We start from the raw sequence: 15,949 nt of genomic DNA, 5'->3' as shown, positions 1-15,949 counted from the left end.
TCGGTATCAGGATGGCGTATAGCTGTTTGCAGCGCCGCCCTCGGTCTGCAGCGGCGTTTCGGCATCGTCGGGCAACGGTCGGCCGAGCGTTTCGGGCAACAGCAGCACGGCGAGCAGCATGACGGCGTAAGCCGCGATACCGAACGCCGCAATCGCATTGCCCAGTCCCATCACGCTCGTCAGCTTGCCCACCAGCGCGGGAAAGAGTGCGCCGATACCGCGGCCGAAGTTGTAGCAAAAGCCCTGGCCCGCCGCGCGCATGCGCGTCGGGAACAGCTCGGTCATGTACGGGCCCATCGGCGAAAACATCATGAATGCGCAGAGGCCGAGCGGAAAACCGAGCACGAGCATCGCGCCGTTGCTGATCGGCATCAACATGTAGGCGGCGAGAATCACGGCTGAACCGATTGCGCTGACCATGAACGTTCGTTTGCGCCCTATCGAGTCGGCCAGATACGCACCGAGGATAAAGCCGACAAACGCGCCGAGAATCATCACGGTCGTATAGCCCGTGGTGCCGATGATCGACAGGCCGCGTGTCGTCTTGAGGTAGGTCGGCAGCCAGATCAGGAATGTGTAAGAGCCGCCGATCGATCCTGTCGCCAGCGCCGAGACCCTGAGCGTCGTCGCCAGATAGTCGAGGCGGAAGATCGCGAGCAACTGGCGCAGCATGCCGCGGTTGCGCCGCTCGCGTCGGCCCTTCGTGAAGACAGCTGATTCAGGCACGTGCCGGCGCACCCAGAACACCAGCAGCGCGGGTGCGAGGCCGACCCAGAACAGCGCGCGCCACGCGAGTTGCTCCGGCATGATCGAAAAGAACAGGCCGAACAGCAGCGCGGCCATGCCCCAGCCCACGGCCCAGCCGCTCTGCACGATACCGACGGCGCGGCCCCGGTACGCGCCGCGCACCGTCTCGCCGATCAGCACCGCGCCCGCCGCCCATTCGCCGCCGAAGCCGAAGCCTTGCAGCGCGCGGCAGAGAAAGAGCTGCTCGTAATTCTGCGTGAAGCCGCACGCGAACGTGAAGACCGCGTACCAGAGAATCGTCGCCTGCAAGACGGCGACGCGCCCGAAGCGGTCGGCGGCCAGCCCGCTCAACCATCCGCCGACCGCCGACGCCAGCAGCGTCACCGTGCCGAGCACGCCTGCTTCGGCAGCCGTGATGTGCCAGCCGACCATCAGCGCCGGAATCACGAAGCTGTAGACCTGCACGTCGAGCGCGTCGAGTGTCCAGCCAAGGAAGCAGCCGGCCATGGTGCGCCGCTCAGTCTTGTCGAGCTCCGTCATCCACATGTCTGTCTCCTTGCCGATACGGGTCGTGTCTGATCCGCCGACCTTTACTTTTCGCTATTTCGAAAGTAATTTCTAATATATGGATTGACTATAGAAGTCAGTTTTTGCGGTGTCAAGAAAGGGTCGAGCAGCGAATAACGTCGTCGAAAGCGCGTCAAGAGCTTGTACAGCAAGGCTTCGCAGCTTTCCGAAGCATGCACCAGGGCTTTCCATGAGCAGCCAGTGCTGGCGCAACCCAGCGTTTGGCCTATACTGAATTTCGAAATGACAAATTATTTTTCGAACATACGAAAATGAAGCCAACCGATCGAGCACTGGGCATCTTCGAAGCATTCGAGGCGGAAGGGCGTCCGATGACGCTCAGCGAACTTGCCGAGGCGGCCGGTTTGCCTGTCAGCACGAGTCACGGCATCGTGCGCGTGCTGCTCGAACGCGGCTATCTGTACCTGACGAGCCGCAGAAAGGACCTCTTCCCGACGCGCCGCCTGTACGACATGGCCGCGAAAATCATCGCCAACGATCCCTACCTCGAACGCATCGAGCCGCAGCTTCAGACGTTGCGCGACGCGACGCAGGAAACCGTGATCGTCGGCAAACGGCAGCATGACGAGATCGTCTATCTGAGCGTGCTCGAAGGGCCGCAGACGATCCGCTACAGCTCGGCGGCGGGCGCGTTGAAGCCGCTGCATTCGACTTCGATCGGCAAGGCGATGCTGAGCCGTGTCAATGCAAGCGAACTTCGACGCTTTCTCGCGCAGGCCGCGCTGACGAGCGTCACTGACAACACCTTGACCTCCGCCGACGACCTGTTCGACGACATCGCGCAATCGCGCGAGAAGGGCTATTTCGTGACGCGCGGCGAGAGCGTCAGCGACGTGTTCGCGATCGCGGTGCCCGTCGATGTGAATCGCGACGTGCTGGGCATTGCCGTCGCCGGCCCGCGCCACCGGATGGAAGACCAGATCGAGCGGATCGGCGCGGTGCTGCTAGAGGCGAAACGTTCGATCGAAGCGGGGGGTCATTGATGAGCGGCGAAATGTCGAGCGAGCGACAGGACGCGACTGAATCGGCTGTCCTGACGAGCGTGCGCGGCGGTGTGCTGCACGTGACCATCAACCGTCCGGACAAGCGCAATGCGCTGAATCGCGCGACGCTCGACGCCTTACGCGAAACCTTCGCCGATGCTGCACATGCCGCGGAGTTACACGCCGTCGTGCTGTCGGCGGCGGGCGATCGCAGCTTCGCGGCGGGCGGCGATCTGCGCGAATTTGACGCGCTGCGCAGCGACGCCGATGCTGGTGCGCTGTTCGATCACGCGGCCGCCGCGCTCGATGCGATCCGCGCGACGCCTGTGCCCGTGATTGCCGCATTGAACGGCACGGCGTTGGGCGGCGGCGCGGAACTGGCGATCGCGTGCGACTACCGCATCGCGGCAGCACATGCATGCATCGGCTTCGTGCAGGCGACGCTCGCCATCACCACAGGCTTCAGCGGCGCCGCCGATCTGTTCGCGCTGCTTGGCCCGGCGCGCGCAATGCGCGTGCTTGCCGAAGCGCGTGTGCTCGAAGCGAGTGAAGCGCTGACGCTAGGTCTACTCGACGACGTGTGCGCGCAAGGTCAATCGGTCGACGAATGTGTCGCGCAATTCGTGAAGCCGTTCGTTGGCCGCCCGCCGCACGTCATTCGCGCGATGAAGCAGATTGCCGCTGCGCATCGAAGCGCGTTGTCGCAAGCCACGCGCGCTGCCGAACGCGCGGCTTTCGTCGCGACATGGACGGCGCCCGCGCATTGGGAGCAGGCGCAGAAGTTTCTCGACCGGCAGCGCACATCGGCGGCAGGCGGTTCGAAAACCTAGTCCGAGTCGTGCCGTTCAGCCACCGCAAGAAAGGAGCGTCACAGCATGAAGTCAAGCGCAGCCGAACTCGACGAAGCGATAGCGATGCCGCATCCCGACCGCACGCCGTCGGGACTGCATGTGCCCGTCGTGGTCGGTCCCAGCGAAGCGAACGGCACGGACGGCATCGGCGCGCCGGGACAGTTTCCATTCACACGCGGCATCTTCCCTGACGGCTATCGCGGACGACTCTGGACGATGCGCCAGTACTCGGGCTTCGGCACGGCAGAGGAATCGAACGAACGCTACCGCTTTCTGTTGCAGCAGGGGCAGACGGGGCTTTCTGTCGCGCTCGATCTGCCGACACAGTGCGGCCTCGATCCCGACGATGCGATGGCGCGCTCGGAGATCGGCAAGGTCGGCGTCTCGCTGTCGAACCTGTCCGAGATGGAACTGCTGTTCCAGGGAATCGATCTGAGCCGCATCTCGACGTCTTTCACGATCAACGGCACGGCGGCGATGATCTACGCGATGTACGTCGCGTGCGCGGACAAGCAGGGCGTGCCGCGCGACAAGCTGACGGGCACGATCCAGAACGACATCCTCAAGGAGTACGTGGCGCGCGGCACCTGGATTTTTCCGGTGCGTCCATCGATGCACCTGATCGCCGATTCGATCCTGTACTCGAACGAGGTGTCGCCGCGTTTCAACCCGATTTCGATTGCGGGTGCGCATATGCGCGACGCGGGGTGCACCGCTGTCGAGGAAATGGCGTACACGCTTGCCAACGGGCTGGCCTATGTCGATACCGTCGTCGCGCGCGGCGGCGATGTCGCGAAGTTCGCGCGCCGTCTGAGCTTCTTCTTCTACGTGCACATGGACCTCTTCGAAGAGGTCGCGAAGTTTCGCGCGGGGCGGCGCGTGTGGGCACGGCTCATCCGGGAGCGCTACGGTGTCGACGACGAGAAGGCGCAGATGTTCCGCTTTGGCGTCGTGTGCGGCGGCTCATCGCTGACGTCGGCGCAGCCGTACAACAACGTCGTGCGGGTCGCGATCGAAACGTGTGCAGCCGTGATGGGCGGCGCGCAGTCGGTGTTCACCTGCGCATACGACGAAGCGTTTCAGATTCCGACCGAATTCTCCGCCGAGCTTGCGTTGCGCACGCAACAGATCATTGGCTACGAAAGCGGCATTGCGCGCACGGTCGATCCGCTAGGCGGCTCGTACTTCGTCGAGGAACTGACCGATCGCACGGAGGCGCGCATCCGCGAACTGATGGACGAAATCGACGCGTACGGCGGCGCGGTGAAAGCGATCGAAGACGGCTGGCTGCAATTGCGCATCGCAAAGAGCGCGCTGCAGCGCAAGCGCGAAACGGACGATCAGGAGCGGCTCGTCGTCGGGCAGAACTGCTTCCGGCGCGAGAACCAGGTCGAGCAGCCGGGCGAATTGTTCCATCTGAATCCGCAGGCGAGCGCGACTGTCGTCGAACGTTTCGAGCGGCTGCGCGACACGCGCAACCAGATGGAAGCGCAAAAGTCGCTGGATGCGCTGAGCACGGCGGCCGCGCGCGAAGACGGCAACCTGATGCCGTATCTCGTCGATTGCTGTCATGCGTACGCGACCGTCGGCGAAATGGTGGCGCGGTTGAAAGAGCAATGGGGCGAATTCGAGGAGCCGGTCCATCTATGAACAGCACGAGCAGCAAGTCCGCCGATCCGTCTGCCGCTGCCGGCGCAACAGTCCGCAGCCTGCACGCGCCGCTCAAGGGTAAGCGCATTCTCGTGGCCAAGCCCGGACTCGACGGCCACGATATCGGCGCGAAAGTGATCGCGCTCGCGTTGCGTGACGCGGGCGCAAGCGTGATCTACACCGGCTTGCGCAAGAGCCCAGAGTACATCGCGCGGATTGCCGTCGATGAAGACGTCGATGCCGTCGGACTGTCGATACTCTCGGGCAGTCATAACGAACTCGTCGCGCGCACGGTCGAACTGCTCGCCGACCAGGGCGCGGGCGCGATTCCCGTGTTCGTCGGCGGCACGATTCCCGCCGACGATCGCGCGGCGTTCCTGAAAGCGGGCATACGCGGCGTATTCACGAGCGACATGCCGCTCGACGACGTGATCGATGCCGTCGCGAAGGTGCTCGGATGAACGCGCCCGGTTTCGCCGCACCCGACGAAGCGCCGCAGAGCCGCGCGTCCGGCGGACCGCTCGCGGGGATTCGCGTGATCGAGATCGGGCACATGCTGATGGGCCCGTACTGCGGAATGCTGCTGGCCGACCTCGGCGCCGAGGTGATCAAGATCGAGCCGCCCGAGGGCGACATCGGGCGTTCGATCAGTCCGCATGCGATCGGCCCGCACAACGCGTATTTCGCCAGCCTGAACCGCAACAAGCAGAGCGTCGTGCTGGATCTGGCGAGCGAGACGGGCAAGCATGCGCTCGCGGCGATGGTGCGCGACGCGCACGCGCTCGTGACGAACCTGCGGCCGTCCGCGATCCGCAAACTCGGCCTCACGTACGACCGGCTGCGCGAGCATAACGAGCGGATCGTCTGCGTCGCGCTGACGGGCTTCGGTCTCGACAGTCCGCATGCGGAATTGCCCGCCTACGATTACGTGATCCAGGCGCTGACGGGCATCATGCATCTGACGGGCGACCCCGATGGACCGCCGACCAAGGCCGGCTTCTCGACCGTCGACAACTCGACGGGCATCATGGGTGCCGTCGGCTTGCTGGCGAAGATCGTCGAAGGGCGCGGCGGCCAGGTCGACATCGCGATGTTCGACGTGATGGTGTCGCAGCTCAACTACGTGGCAGGCGCCGCGCTCAACGGCGGCGAGCGGCCTTCACGGCATGCGCTGTCGTCGCATCCCTATATCGTGCCGGCGCAACTGTTCCGCACGCGCGACGACTGGCTGATGCTGTTCATCACGCACGACAACTTCTGGCGCATCTTCGCGCAACGCGTCGGGCATCCCGAGTGGATCACGCAGACAGGCTTCGCGACGATGGCGGAACGGCGCGCACATCGCGACGCGGTGATCGGCGCGCTGTCCGCACTGTTCGCGGGCGAGACCACGCAGTATTGGCTCGATGCGCTGGCTTCGTCGGGCGTGGTGGTATCGCGGCTCGCATCGATTGCCGAGGCGCTTGGGAGCGCGCAGGCGCAGGCGCGCGGGCTTGTTGTCGAGATCGAATCGGAAGCGGGGCCGTTGAAGGTGGTCGGCAATCCGATTCATATCGACGGCGTTCACACTCGGTACGGCGTGCCGCCGCTTTTGGGCGAGCACACGGCGGCGTGGTGCGGCGAGGTGTCGACATGAGTGGCGCAACGGATGCCACTGCCGGCGTTGCGCGCCGTCAGTTGGCGCGCGATCTGTCGAAGCTCGCGCGCGCGAGCGTCGCCGAGTCGTTGCACGTGTTGCGCGACAGTGACATCAAGCCCGCGCGTCGCATCGGCTTCACAGGGCCGCCGGGTGCGGGCAAGAGCACATTGATCGGCCGCGTGGCGAAGGCGCGCGCGGCGCGCGGCGAACCGATCGCGATCATCGCCATCGACCCGAGCAGCCCCACGACATCGGGCGCGCTGCTCGGCGACCGCGTGAGGATGGACGCCGTGCTCGCCGACACGGATGTCTTCATCCGCTCGCTGCCGAGCGGCTGGTCCGCCGATGGCCTCTCGGACAATCTCGCCGACGTGCTCGCCGCCGTCGAAGCCGACGGCTTCGCGGAAATCCTGCTCGAAACGGTTGGCGTGGGCCAAGTCGAAAACGGCGCACGCGCACTCGTCGACACGCTCGTGCTGACGATGGGCCCGCACTCGGGCGACCAGATCCAGGCGATGAAAGCAGGCGTGCTGGAGACAGCCGATATCGTCGTTATCAACAAATGCGATTTGCCGGGCGCCGAGCGCGTCGCGCAGGACATCGGCAACGTGCTCGAACGCAATCGCGCGAACGGGCGGCGCGTTGTGCCCGTCGTGTTGACGCGTGCAAACGATCAAGCATCGATTGCGCAACTCTCTTCCGCAATTGACGCCCACACGCACTGGCGTGCCGAGAATGTGGACACGGCGCGCGCAGAAGAGCTGCGCAAGCGCTTTCACGTGCGCAGTCTGCTGACGCGCCGCGTGGCCGAACTCATCGATACGTTGCCTGCCGACGCGCGCACCGCGTCGGTTGCCGAGCTATATGCGTGCATCGCGAAGCAGATAGGCGGTTCGGGATGACGCCAGTGTAGCGACACCATCCCGCACAACGACAAACCAAGACGGAAGGAGACGCGGATGAAACAACTTCGTTTTTTGATGACGACGCTGGTAGCGGCTGCCGCGTGCACATTCGCCGCGTTGCCCGCCGCGCACGCCGACGACACGATCACGCTGAAGATGGCGCATCAATGGCCCGACGATCCGAACGACTACGTCGTGCAGACAGGCAAGAAGTTCGCGCAGGAAGTGATGCAGCGCTCGGGCGGCAAGATTCATATCGACATCTTTCCCGCCGAATCGCTGGTGAAGGCGCTCAACATGCACACGGCGTTGCGCAGCGGCAGCGTCGATCTGGCGATTTACCCGTACATCTATGCAGCGGGCGCGGTGCCGCAGATGAACCTGATCCTGTTGCCCGGCCTCTGGAAGACACCCGACGACGTCTATCGCTTCCGTACCTCGGCGCCATGGCGCGAACTGGAAGCGAAGCTGGAAGCGTACGGCTTCAAGACCTTGTGCTGGATACAGATATCGGGCGGCATGGCGTCGAAAGGAAAACCTGTCAACGTACCCGCCGATCTCGAGAAAACCAAGGTGCGCGGCGCAGGCAAGATGATGGAAGCGGCGCTGCAGAGCGCGGGTGCGAGCACGGTGTCGATGGCGTCGTCGGAAACCTATAACGCGATGCAACTCGGTCTGCTGGACGGCTTGTGGACCTCGTCGGGCACCTTCGGCTCATACCGTCTCTACGAAGTGGCCAAATACTACGACTCACCCGAGCAGTACAGCATCTACTACACGATCGAGCCGATCGCGATCAGCATGAAAACCTGGAACAAGCTGACGCCCGCGCAACAGAAAATCATGACGGACGTCGGGCAGAGCCTCGAACAGAGCGCGTTCGAAGGCGCGAAGGCCGACGACCGCCGCGTCGCGCAACTCTTTGCCAGCCACGGCGTGCAGATCCACAAGATGACGCTCGACGAATGGACGCAGTGGCAGAAGCTGTTCCAGCAGGTCAGCTTCACGAAGTTCCGCAACGAAGTGCCCGACGGCGCGCGGCTGCTCGATCAGAGCGTCGCGCTCTACAAGTAGGAGGACGGCATGCGCGGGCCGCTCGATCGTTTGATTCATCTGCTCGACGTCTTTTTCAAAGGCGTCGCGTTGTCGGCGGGCGTTGCGGTGATCGCGACAGTCGCGGTGATCTCGTACGGCGTACTGGCGCGCGAGGCATTGCATCTGTCGGACGTCTGGGTGACGGAAGTCACGACCTATCTGATGGCGTACATGACTTTCGTCGGTACGGCGGCGCTCGCGTGGCAGTCGCGGCATCTGAAGATCGATGTGCTCGGCCATCATTTGAATGACGGCGGCAGGCGCGTGCTTGCGGCGTTTTCGACGGTGGTGATGTCGGCCGTTGCCGTCGTGATCGCGGTGCTGGCCGCGCAGTTCTGGTGGGACGCGTACACGAGCGGCGAGCGTTCATGGGGCATGTTCTCGTTGCCGCTGTGGATTCCGTATCTGAGTCTCGTCGCCGGCGCGCTGCTGCTGTCAGTCGTGCAACTGGTGCGGCTCGCGACGATCGTCTTCGCGCGCCGCGAACTCACGCACGATCTGTCCGTCGACGAACTCGTGCTCGGGAGAGACAAGTGACCCAGCTATTCATCGGCGCCGGGATGTTCGGCGGGCTGCTAGCGGTATTGTCGTTCGGCGTGCCGATTGCGTTCGCGTTGCTGTTCGTCGCGCTGGTCTCGCTGTTCGTCACGGGCGGCGGCTGGGACGCGTTGAACCTGATTCCGAGCACTTACTGGGGCTCGGTCGCGACGTTCACGCTGACGTCCGTGCCGATGTTCATGTTCATGGGCGCGATCGTGTCGGCGTCGGGCATGGGCGCGCGGCTGTACAGCGCGCTCGCGACGATACTCGATGGCGTGCCGGGTGGTCTCGCCGTCGCGACCACGCTGGCATGTGGCGTGATGGCGGCCGTGTCGGGATCGAGCGTCGCGACGGCGGCGGCGATCGGCGGGTTCGCGGTCTCCGAGATGCGCCGGCATGGTTTGCCCGCCGGGCAGGCGTGCGGCTCGGTCGCGGCGGGCGGAACGCTGGGCATTTTGTTGCCGCCGAGCATTCCTCTCATCGTCTATAGCGTGATTGCCGAGCAGTCGATCGGCCGCTTGTTCGTCGCGACGCTCGTGCCTGGCGCGATCATGGCGACAGCCTTCGCGCTCTATCAGATGGCGCTCGCGCTGCGGCGCAAAGCGCGCGGCGAAGCACGCACGCGTCCACTCGCGCCGCTTCGCGCGCGCATCGTCGCGCTGAAGGATATCGGCCCGTTCGCGCTGCTGATCCTGATCATCCTCGGCTCGCTGTATCGCGGACTCGCGACGCCGCAGGAGGCGGCATCGCTCGGCATCATCGCGAGCCTGATTCTCGCGGGCGCTGTGTATCGCGAGTTGAGCTGGCGCAAGTTTCACGAGATTCTCGTGAGCGCGGCGCAAAGCAGCGTGATGATTCTCGCCGTGATTTCATCGGCGATCGTGTTCGGCTATGTGATGACGACGAGCCAGGTCGCGTCGTCGCTCACGCAGGCAGTGGCGGGCGCGCATGTCGCGCCGTGGGTGCTGTTCGTCAGCATCAACCTGCTGTTGATTTTTCTCGGCTGCTTCATGGAGACCATTGCGATCATCGTCGTGACGATGCCCGTGCTCGTGCCAGTGGTGCAGGCGTATCACTGGAACCTGATCTGGTTTGGCGTGGTCGTTGTCATCAACATGGAAATGGCGCTGATCCATCCGCCCGTCGGGCTCAATCTCTTTGTCGTGCAAAGCGTGGCGCCGGATGTGCCGCTCAGACGCATCGTGCTCGGCACGCTGCCGTATGTGTTCATCATGGCCGGGGTGCTGGCGCTGATCGGTGTATTTCCACAACTCACGAGCCTGCTGTTCAGCGCATCTTCTTCGTGAACCCATAAGAAAGCGTATTGGCCCTGAATGTTGTGTTGCGGTGCGACAAGAACCAGCCTGTAACCATCCACATGGATGGTGATAGGACGGAAAAATGAAAAAGCCCGCCGCGCTTGAGCCGATTCGCCCCAAAGGCGGCGAATCGGAAAAAATCACGATCAACCTCGGCCCCGTCGATCTCGGACAAATCGATCTGCTGGTCGAGGAAGGTTTTTATTCGAACCGGACCGACCTGATCCGAACGGCGATTCGCAACCAGCTTGCCCTTCATGCGCAGGTCGTGCAGGACACGGTGACGCGCCGTGCGCTTGTGCTCGGACTGCAGCACTTTTCCAGGCAGGATCTCGAGGCGGTTCGTGCTGCGCGGCAGCGCCTCACCATTCAGGTGCTGGGACTCGCCAGCTTTGCCACAGACGTCACGCCTGAGCTTGCCCTCGCCACGATCGAAAGCATCACGGTGCTGGGAGCCTTTCACGCTTCGCCCGCCGTCAAGGCGGCGCTCGCGGACCGCATCCACTAGCCACGCGACGCCCAAGGCCTACTTCCGCTAACCGGACACATACGATGAAACTCGATGAAGGTTTCCTGAATTCAATGCACGAAGCGATGACCTTGCTGCGTACCCGCGGTCCCGTCGAAGCGACAGAAGCCATACAACGCGCGCTGCGAGGAGGCGCCGTTGATGGAATGCGGGACAAGGCGTAAGTTTTCCCGTTCGCCGAGACACAAATAAGCGAAGTCACACCGCACACGTCACGAGAAGACAGCAAGGATGTCGAAGACCGGGGGCACTTCAGCACGCATGCGTATTCGAACGCCGCCGGCGCCCGGCAGTATCGGCTGAATGTGCCGGCGGGCGCAGTCGGCGAACCGATGCCACTGATAGTGATGCTGCACGGCTGCACGCAGAACGCCGACGATTTTGCAGCAGGTACGCAGATGAATGCGCTTGCGAAGCAGCAACGATGTCTTGTCGCGTATCCCGTGCAGCCGCAACAGGCCAATCCGTCGAAGTGCTGGAACTGGTTCAGACCAGACGACCAACGTCGCGAGAATGGCGAGCCGTCATTGATCGCAGGCATCACGCGCGAAATCATCGCGGCCCACAACGTCGATCCTGCGCGCGTGTACGTCGCGGGACTGTCTGCGGGCGGCGCGATGGCGGCGATCATGATCGCCACGTATTCTGACCTGTACGCTGCAGCGGGTGTGCATTCCGGTCTGCCCGTGGGCAGCGCACACGATTTACCGTCTGCGCTCGCGGCAATGAAAGGCGGCAAACGCCGCAGCACGACAGCGCACGCGAAGCGCGCCAAAGACTCGCCGAATCGGCCCATGATCGTCTTTCACGGCGACGCGGACGCCACGGTTCACGTCGCGAATGCTGCGCAGTTGGTTCAGGGCTTCGACGCGCGAGTCGATAACTGCAGTGTAGGGCGTCGGACCGATACGGGGCAGCGCAGTTGTACCGTTTCGAAGCTGGCTTCCCCCGATGGTATCGCCGCGGAGTTGTGGACCATTCATGGCGCGCCGCACGCGTGGTCAGGTGGTAACGCACGCGGCAGTTACACGGACCCAAGCGGCCCGGACGCGAGTGCTGAAATGCTGCGATTCTTTCTTGACCATCCCAAACAGGGATGAGGCACGACCAACGCTGCTCTTCGCAGGAAGAGCAGCGTCTACCTTCCGCGTACTTTCAACCTCTGTTAGCTCGACTGTTTTGCCGATGACTGTGCTTTCGGCACAGACCCGGCCTGGACGAGGCGTGCGTCTTCCTGCGTCACAGCGCCGACGTATTTCCAGCCGTCCGGCAACTTCACGAACGTGTAACCCGTGGGCGCATCGACGAACACCGTGAAAACGGGCGAGTCAGCCTTCGCCTCGGAAACTGCTTGCGCGTGCGACACAATCGGCGCGGCCAGCAGCGTGACAGCGAAAAGTGACGAGGAAATCAGCTTCATTGCACAATCCTTGAGATGTTGAACCGCTCGACCATCGAACCTGACAGATGGCCACGATATTTCTGTGACGACCATTACAGATGTTGAAGCACAGGCGAAGCGTATGCGTCCATAATTTTGTTATGATCGACATAGAATTCAGTTTTCGTGGGTTCGCGACAATCGCTTGCCAGGAGGAGACATGGAGCCGGCCAGTTACGGCGAAACCAAAGGACGCGGCAGACCAAGAGCATTCGAGCGCGAGGTGGCGCTCAGGCGCGCGATGGACCTTTTCTGGGAAAAGGGCTTCGATATGTGCTCGATGTCGGATCTCGTCGATGCAATGGGCGTCAACTCGCCGAGCATCTACGCGGCGTTCGGCAACAAGGAAAGCCTGTATCGAGAGGCGATCGAGCTATACGTCCGGGCCGAAGGCGGCGCGGCGTTGAGGAACTTCGAATCGCACGCGACGTTGCGCGAAAGCCTCGAAGCCATGTTCGACGCGAGCATCGAGCTTTTCACGGGCGGACAGCGTTCTCGTGGATGCATGATTTTTCTCGGCGGCGCGGGGATTGGCGCCGAGCACGTCGAACTGCGAAACTTCCTTCAGGCATTGCGGCTAAAGGTGGCTCGAACCGTCGAAAAGCGCTTGAAGAAAGCCGTCGAACAAGGGGAACTCGTGCCTGAGGCGGACGCCGCGGCGCTTGCCACATTGTGCATGTCGGTTTTTTCCGGCCTGTCCGTCCAGGCCGCCGACGGCGCCAGCAAACGGAAGCTGCACGCCGGGGTTGCTCAGTTGCTGGCGATGATTCCTTTTCGTCCCGCGTCGCATTGAGCTAAAACCAGTTTGCAGTCGATGAGCGAACGGGTGAGCGCTATCCTGACGGATCGCCAGGTAATCACACGCACTATCGAACCATGGACCTGAACCTGATCGGCCTGTTCGTCGAGATCGTCGAATCGCGCAGTCTTAGCGCCGCGGCGCGCAAGCTCGGCATGACGCACGCGAACATCAGTCAGCGGCTCAAGCTGCTGGAACGCGAAACGGGCGCGCAATTGCTGCGCCGCTCGACCCGAAGCCTCGAACTGGCGCAAGCGGGACATACGCTATACGACTGCGGCCAGCGCATGCTGGAAGACCTGAGCCCGGCCCGCGCATCGATCGACAGCCTCGGGCAGACCTTGAGCGGCCGTGTTCGCATCAGCGTGCCGACTGGCTTCGGCAGAATGTTTCTCGGAGAAAGACTGCTCGAGTTCGCACGCATGCATCCGGGCATCTCGCTCAATGTCACGTTCAACAACCGGATCGAAGACCTGATCGCCGCTGAAGTCGACGTCGCGTTGAGGATCACGGCGACGCCGCCGCTGGATTACGTGGCGCGCAACATCTGTTCGATTGACTGGAACCTGTATGCGTCGGCCGAATATGTCGAAAAGCACGGTCCAATCAACTGCCCCGGCGACCTCGAAAAGCAGACGCTGGTCGCGTCACCCTATCCGGCACGGCGGGTCACGATGACGCTCACGCATCGACAGGACGAGTCGGACGTCCACGTGATCGCGATTCAGCCTGCGCTCCAGTCTTCGGACTATCCGTTTCTGACCGAGGCGGTGTGTCAGGGTATGGGCATCGGACTGTTGCCGGCCTATGTGCCGCACGCGCCGATGAGCCGCGGATTGCTGCGGATCCTGCCGGATTTCCGTGTGGCCGGCTTGCACAACACGTTGTACATCGTGACGCTTCCGAACCGCTATCCGTCGCCAGCGACGCAAGCCCTGATCGATTATCTTCGAGCCGAAATCCTGTCGCTCGCGCAAGCCTGGAACTAGGGCGGACGTTTTTTTCGCGCCGCCCGCGCCGCGCAAGGCCCTCTGCTTCACACCAACTCTCCATCCCGGCATCGAACTTCCGTGACGAATGATGTCGTCCCGTATTGCGTTGTCGCGGCCAGTGTCAATTTTCAGTTAACAGTTCGTCAACTGCCAGTTGGATTGTCAACGCGTCTCCCGCATTTAACAATCAACCAACACGAAATACATGGAGACGCGGGCAATGACACCCGAACCGACCGGATACGCCGTCGGGCGTGAGCTGTGCAACCGCATTCTCGTCATCACCGTCGATAACCCACCCGTCAACGCGCTTGGCGCGAACGTGCGGCGCCAGCTACGCGACGCTATCGAAGCCGCCGAAAAAGACCCTGACGTCGACGCCGTATTGCTGGTTGGCGCGGGACGCAACTTCATCGGTGGCGCGGATATCAGGGAGTTCGGCAAGCCGCCGCTGCCGCCGTCGCTGCCCGACGTTTGCAACACGATCGAAGCATGCCGCAAGCCCGTTGTAGCGGCCATTCACGGCGCTGCACTTGGCGGCGGCCTCGAGGTCGCAGTCGCTGCGCATTACCGGATCGCACTGGGAGCCGCCAAACTCGGCCTGCCCGAGGTGACGCTCGGCTTGCTGCCGGGCGCAGGCGGCACACAGCGCGCGCCACGTCTAGACGGCGCGAAGGCCACATTGGATCTGATGTTGAGCGGCCGTCATGTCGGCGCAAAAGAGGCTCACGCGTTTGGCCTCGTCGACCGCATATGCGAAACCGACGACGTGCTGGCCGAGGGTCTCGCCTATGTGCAGGCCTTGCTCGACGCGCAGGCTCCTGTCCGCCTCACCCGCGACGCCGACGGGCTGGCGGACCTCACGGCCAGCCGAGCTGCCATCGAAGCCGCGCGCGCCGAAACGTCGAAGAAATCCCACGGGCTGTTCTCGCCGCTGAAGATCGTCGATGCGGTGCAAGCGGCGCTCGAACTGCCCTTCGACGATGGCCTGCGCCACGAACGGCAACTGTTCCTGCAGTGCCTCGACAGCCCGCAGCGAGCGGGTTTGATTCACGCGTTCCTCGCCGAGCGCGAGGTGCTGAAAGCGCCCGAAACGCGCAACGCGAAGCCGCGCAAGATCGCGAGCGTCGGCGTGGTGGGCGGCGGCACGATGGGCGCGGGGATCGCGGTGGCGGTACTCGATGCGGGCCTGCCCGTGACGATGATCGAACGTGACGCTGTATCGCTTGCGCGCGGCCTCGCGCATATCGAGAAGGTCTACGACAACCTGATCGCGAAGGGTCGGATGACGCCGGAGGCCAAGTCGCGTACTGGGACGGGGACGCCGTCGTGTTTGCCTTCTTGTGTGAGCGTGGGACTGGAGCTATCGACGAAGAATTCGACATGGAAGACTACGTGTGGGAGGAATGGCAGCCAACGTTTGAAAACTGGCTTTCTGCTCCCGCGTTCAGCAGCCGTCCCGAACTTATCGAGTGGCTCAGAGACGCGCCACCGCGCGAGGCGGGCGTGTGACATGGGGCGCTGGAGCCGGCTCCTCAGCCTTCTCAGCCCGCTTGACGGTCTTGCGCGGCTTGGCGGGGAGTTCCGCGACGGGCGCCGCTGGCCGCGCACGCGAAGGCGCGGGGGTGCGTTTCGCGTTCCATGCAACTGGCCCACGGGCAGTGGAAGCGACACAGGCTATAACTCCGCAGGGGATGCGTGCATTGCGGCCCGTGGCAGAATGATTGTCCCGCATCTCAACTGGGTCCTACCGGAGGGTCGGCCGGAATTCATTAATATCTGAAGCTTCAGATATTCGCGATTACCCACACCGGGAAATTAGGCGAAGCGACGGCCAGGGGGCCGTCTGGAGCACGGGACCCCGGCCGTTG

14 protein-coding genes and 2 pseudogenes are annotated in these 15,949 nt (G+C 63.2%); 14 read left to right on the top strand and 2 right to left on the bottom strand.

What is annotated here, in order from left to right; genetic code table 11:
- Positions 1 to 6: 6 nt before the first annotated feature.
- Positions 7 to 1,293 carry an MFS transporter gene (locus tag OKW26_RS18175; RefSeq protein ID WP_429354638.1) on the bottom strand — a complete coding sequence of 429 codons (1,287 nt, stop codon included), beginning with the start codon at positions 1,291 to 1,293 and terminating at the stop codon, positions 7 to 9.
- A 293-nt stretch (positions 1,294 to 1,586) separates the two neighbouring features.
- Here OKW26_RS18175 and OKW26_RS18170 point away from each other — a divergent pair, with 293 nt between their 5' ends.
- The 11 genes and pseudogenes from OKW26_RS18170 (at position 1,587) to OKW26_RS18120 (ending at position 11,946) form a co-directional block, all read left to right on the top strand.
- Entirely contained in the window at positions 1,587 to 2,318 is a 732-nt protein-coding gene (locus tag OKW26_RS18170; protein WP_429354637.1) for an IclR family transcriptional regulator, read from the top strand.
- A gap of 11 nt (positions 2,319 to 2,329) precedes the next feature.
- Positions 2,330 to 3,148: an enoyl-CoA hydratase/isomerase family protein gene (locus tag OKW26_RS18165; protein WP_429354636.1), complete on the top strand. Its 819-nt coding sequence runs from the start codon at positions 2,330 to 2,332 to the stop codon at positions 3,146 to 3,148.
- 45 nt (positions 3,149 to 3,193) lie between these two features.
- On the top strand, positions 3,194 to 4,819 hold the full coding sequence (locus OKW26_RS18160; protein ID WP_429354635.1) for an acyl-CoA mutase large subunit family protein: 1,626 nt from the start codon (positions 3,194 to 3,196) through the stop codon (positions 4,817 to 4,819).
- Entirely contained in the window at positions 4,816 to 5,280 is a 465-nt protein-coding gene (locus OKW26_RS18155) for a cobalamin B12-binding domain-containing protein (protein ID WP_429354634.1), read from the top strand. The genes OKW26_RS18160 and OKW26_RS18155 overlap by 4 nt, the downstream gene beginning before the upstream one ends.
- Entirely contained in the window at positions 5,277 to 6,455 is a 1,179-nt protein-coding gene (locus OKW26_RS18150; protein WP_429354633.1) for a CaiB/BaiF CoA transferase family protein, read from the top strand. Before OKW26_RS18155 ends, OKW26_RS18150 begins: the two co-directional genes overlap by 4 nt.
- Positions 6,452 to 7,360, top strand: coding sequence for a GTP-binding protein (locus tag OKW26_RS18145; RefSeq protein ID WP_429354632.1), 909 nt, complete (start codon positions 6,452 to 6,454; stop codon positions 7,358 to 7,360). The genes OKW26_RS18150 and OKW26_RS18145 overlap by 4 nt, the downstream gene beginning before the upstream one ends.
- A gap of 57 nt (positions 7,361 to 7,417) precedes the next feature.
- Entirely contained in the window at positions 7,418 to 8,437 is a 1,020-nt protein-coding gene (gene dctP / locus OKW26_RS18140; protein ID WP_429354631.1) for a TRAP transporter substrate-binding protein DctP, read from the top strand.
- A 9-nt stretch (positions 8,438 to 8,446) separates the two neighbouring features.
- Positions 8,447 to 8,995: a TRAP transporter small permease gene (locus tag OKW26_RS18135; protein WP_429354630.1), complete on the top strand. Its 549-nt coding sequence runs from the start codon at positions 8,447 to 8,449 to the stop codon at positions 8,993 to 8,995.
- A complete protein-coding gene (locus OKW26_RS18130) occupies positions 8,992 to 10,305 on the top strand; it encodes a TRAP transporter large permease (protein WP_429354629.1) in 1,314 nt (437 codons plus the stop codon). Before OKW26_RS18135 ends, OKW26_RS18130 begins: the two co-directional genes overlap by 4 nt.
- 94 nt (positions 10,306 to 10,399) lie before the next feature.
- A complete protein-coding gene (locus OKW26_RS18125) occupies positions 10,400 to 10,825 on the top strand; it encodes a CopG family transcriptional regulator (RefSeq protein ID WP_429354628.1) in 426 nt (141 codons plus the stop codon).
- Between the two features lie 44 nt (positions 10,826 to 10,869).
- A pseudogene (locus tag OKW26_RS18120) lies at positions 10,870 to 11,946 on the top strand (extracellular catalytic domain type 1 short-chain-length polyhydroxyalkanoate depolymerase).
- A 65-nt stretch (positions 11,947 to 12,011) separates the two neighbouring features.
- Here OKW26_RS18120 and OKW26_RS18115 read toward each other — a convergent pair.
- Positions 12,012 to 12,266: a hypothetical protein gene (locus OKW26_RS18115; protein WP_429354627.1), complete on the bottom strand. Its 255-nt coding sequence runs from the start codon at positions 12,264 to 12,266 to the stop codon at positions 12,012 to 12,014.
- A 181-nt stretch (positions 12,267 to 12,447) separates the two neighbouring features.
- Here OKW26_RS18115 and OKW26_RS18110 point away from each other — a divergent pair, with 181 nt between their 5' ends.
- The 3 genes and pseudogenes from OKW26_RS18110 to OKW26_RS18100 form a co-directional block, all read left to right on the top strand.
- Entirely contained in the window at positions 12,448 to 13,080 is a 633-nt protein-coding gene (locus OKW26_RS18110) for a TetR/AcrR family transcriptional regulator (RefSeq protein WP_429354626.1), read from the top strand.
- Between the two features lie 83 nt (positions 13,081 to 13,163).
- On the top strand, positions 13,164 to 14,075 hold the full coding sequence (locus tag OKW26_RS18105; RefSeq protein WP_429354625.1) for a LysR family transcriptional regulator: 912 nt from the start codon (positions 13,164 to 13,166) through the stop codon (positions 14,073 to 14,075).
- Positions 14,076 to 14,298: 223 nt separating this feature from the next.
- Positions 14,299 to 15,384: pseudogene (locus OKW26_RS18100) on the top strand (enoyl-CoA hydratase-related protein); the annotation flags it as partial.
- Between the last annotated feature and the right edge of the window lie 565 nt (positions 15,385 to 15,949).

This window comes from Paraburkholderia sp. 32 (assembly GCF_050435345.1).
Lineage (GTDB): Bacteria > Pseudomonadota > Gammaproteobacteria > Burkholderiales > Burkholderiaceae > Paraburkholderia > Paraburkholderia tuberum.
Note: the sequence above shows the minus strand (reverse complement) of the source record. Positions and strands in the feature narration are given on the sequence as shown.

Bases quoted from the DNA above. Each gene is read 5' to 3' on its own strand.
- OKW26_RS18105 (WP_429354625.1), top strand. From the start codon at position 13,164: ATGGACCTGAACCTGATCGGCCTGTTCGTCGAGATCGTCGAATCGCGC.
- dctP (WP_429354631.1), top strand. From the start codon at position 7,418: ATGAAACAACTTCGTTTTTTGATGACGACGCTGGTAGCGGCTGCCGCG.
- OKW26_RS18155 (WP_429354634.1), top strand. From the start codon at position 4,816: ATGAACAGCACGAGCAGCAAGTCCGCCGATCCGTCTGCCGCTGCCGGC.
- OKW26_RS18135 (WP_429354630.1), top strand. From the start codon at position 8,447: ATGCGCGGGCCGCTCGATCGTTTGATTCATCTGCTCGACGTCTTTTTC.
- OKW26_RS18165 (WP_429354636.1), top strand. From the start codon at position 2,330: ATGTCGAGCGAGCGACAGGACGCGACTGAATCGGCTGTCCTGACGAGC.
- OKW26_RS18150 (WP_429354633.1), top strand. From the start codon at position 5,277: ATGAACGCGCCCGGTTTCGCCGCACCCGACGAAGCGCCGCAGAGCCGC.
- OKW26_RS18170 (WP_429354637.1), top strand. From the start codon at position 1,587: ATGAAGCCAACCGATCGAGCACTGGGCATCTTCGAAGCATTCGAGGCG.
- OKW26_RS18110 (WP_429354626.1), top strand. From the start codon at position 12,448: ATGGAGCCGGCCAGTTACGGCGAAACCAAAGGACGCGGCAGACCAAGA.
- OKW26_RS18145 (WP_429354632.1), top strand. From the start codon at position 6,452: ATGAGTGGCGCAACGGATGCCACTGCCGGCGTTGCGCGCCGTCAGTTG.
- OKW26_RS18175 (WP_429354638.1), bottom strand. From the start codon at position 1,293: ATGTGGATGACGGAGCTCGACAAGACTGAGCGGCGCACCATGGCCGGC.
- OKW26_RS18125 (WP_429354628.1), top strand. From the start codon at position 10,400: ATGAAAAAGCCCGCCGCGCTTGAGCCGATTCGCCCCAAAGGCGGCGAA.
- OKW26_RS18160 (WP_429354635.1), top strand. From the start codon at position 3,194: ATGAAGTCAAGCGCAGCCGAACTCGACGAAGCGATAGCGATGCCGCAT.
- OKW26_RS18115 (WP_429354627.1), bottom strand. From the start codon at position 12,266: ATGAAGCTGATTTCCTCGTCACTTTTCGCTGTCACGCTGCTGGCCGCG.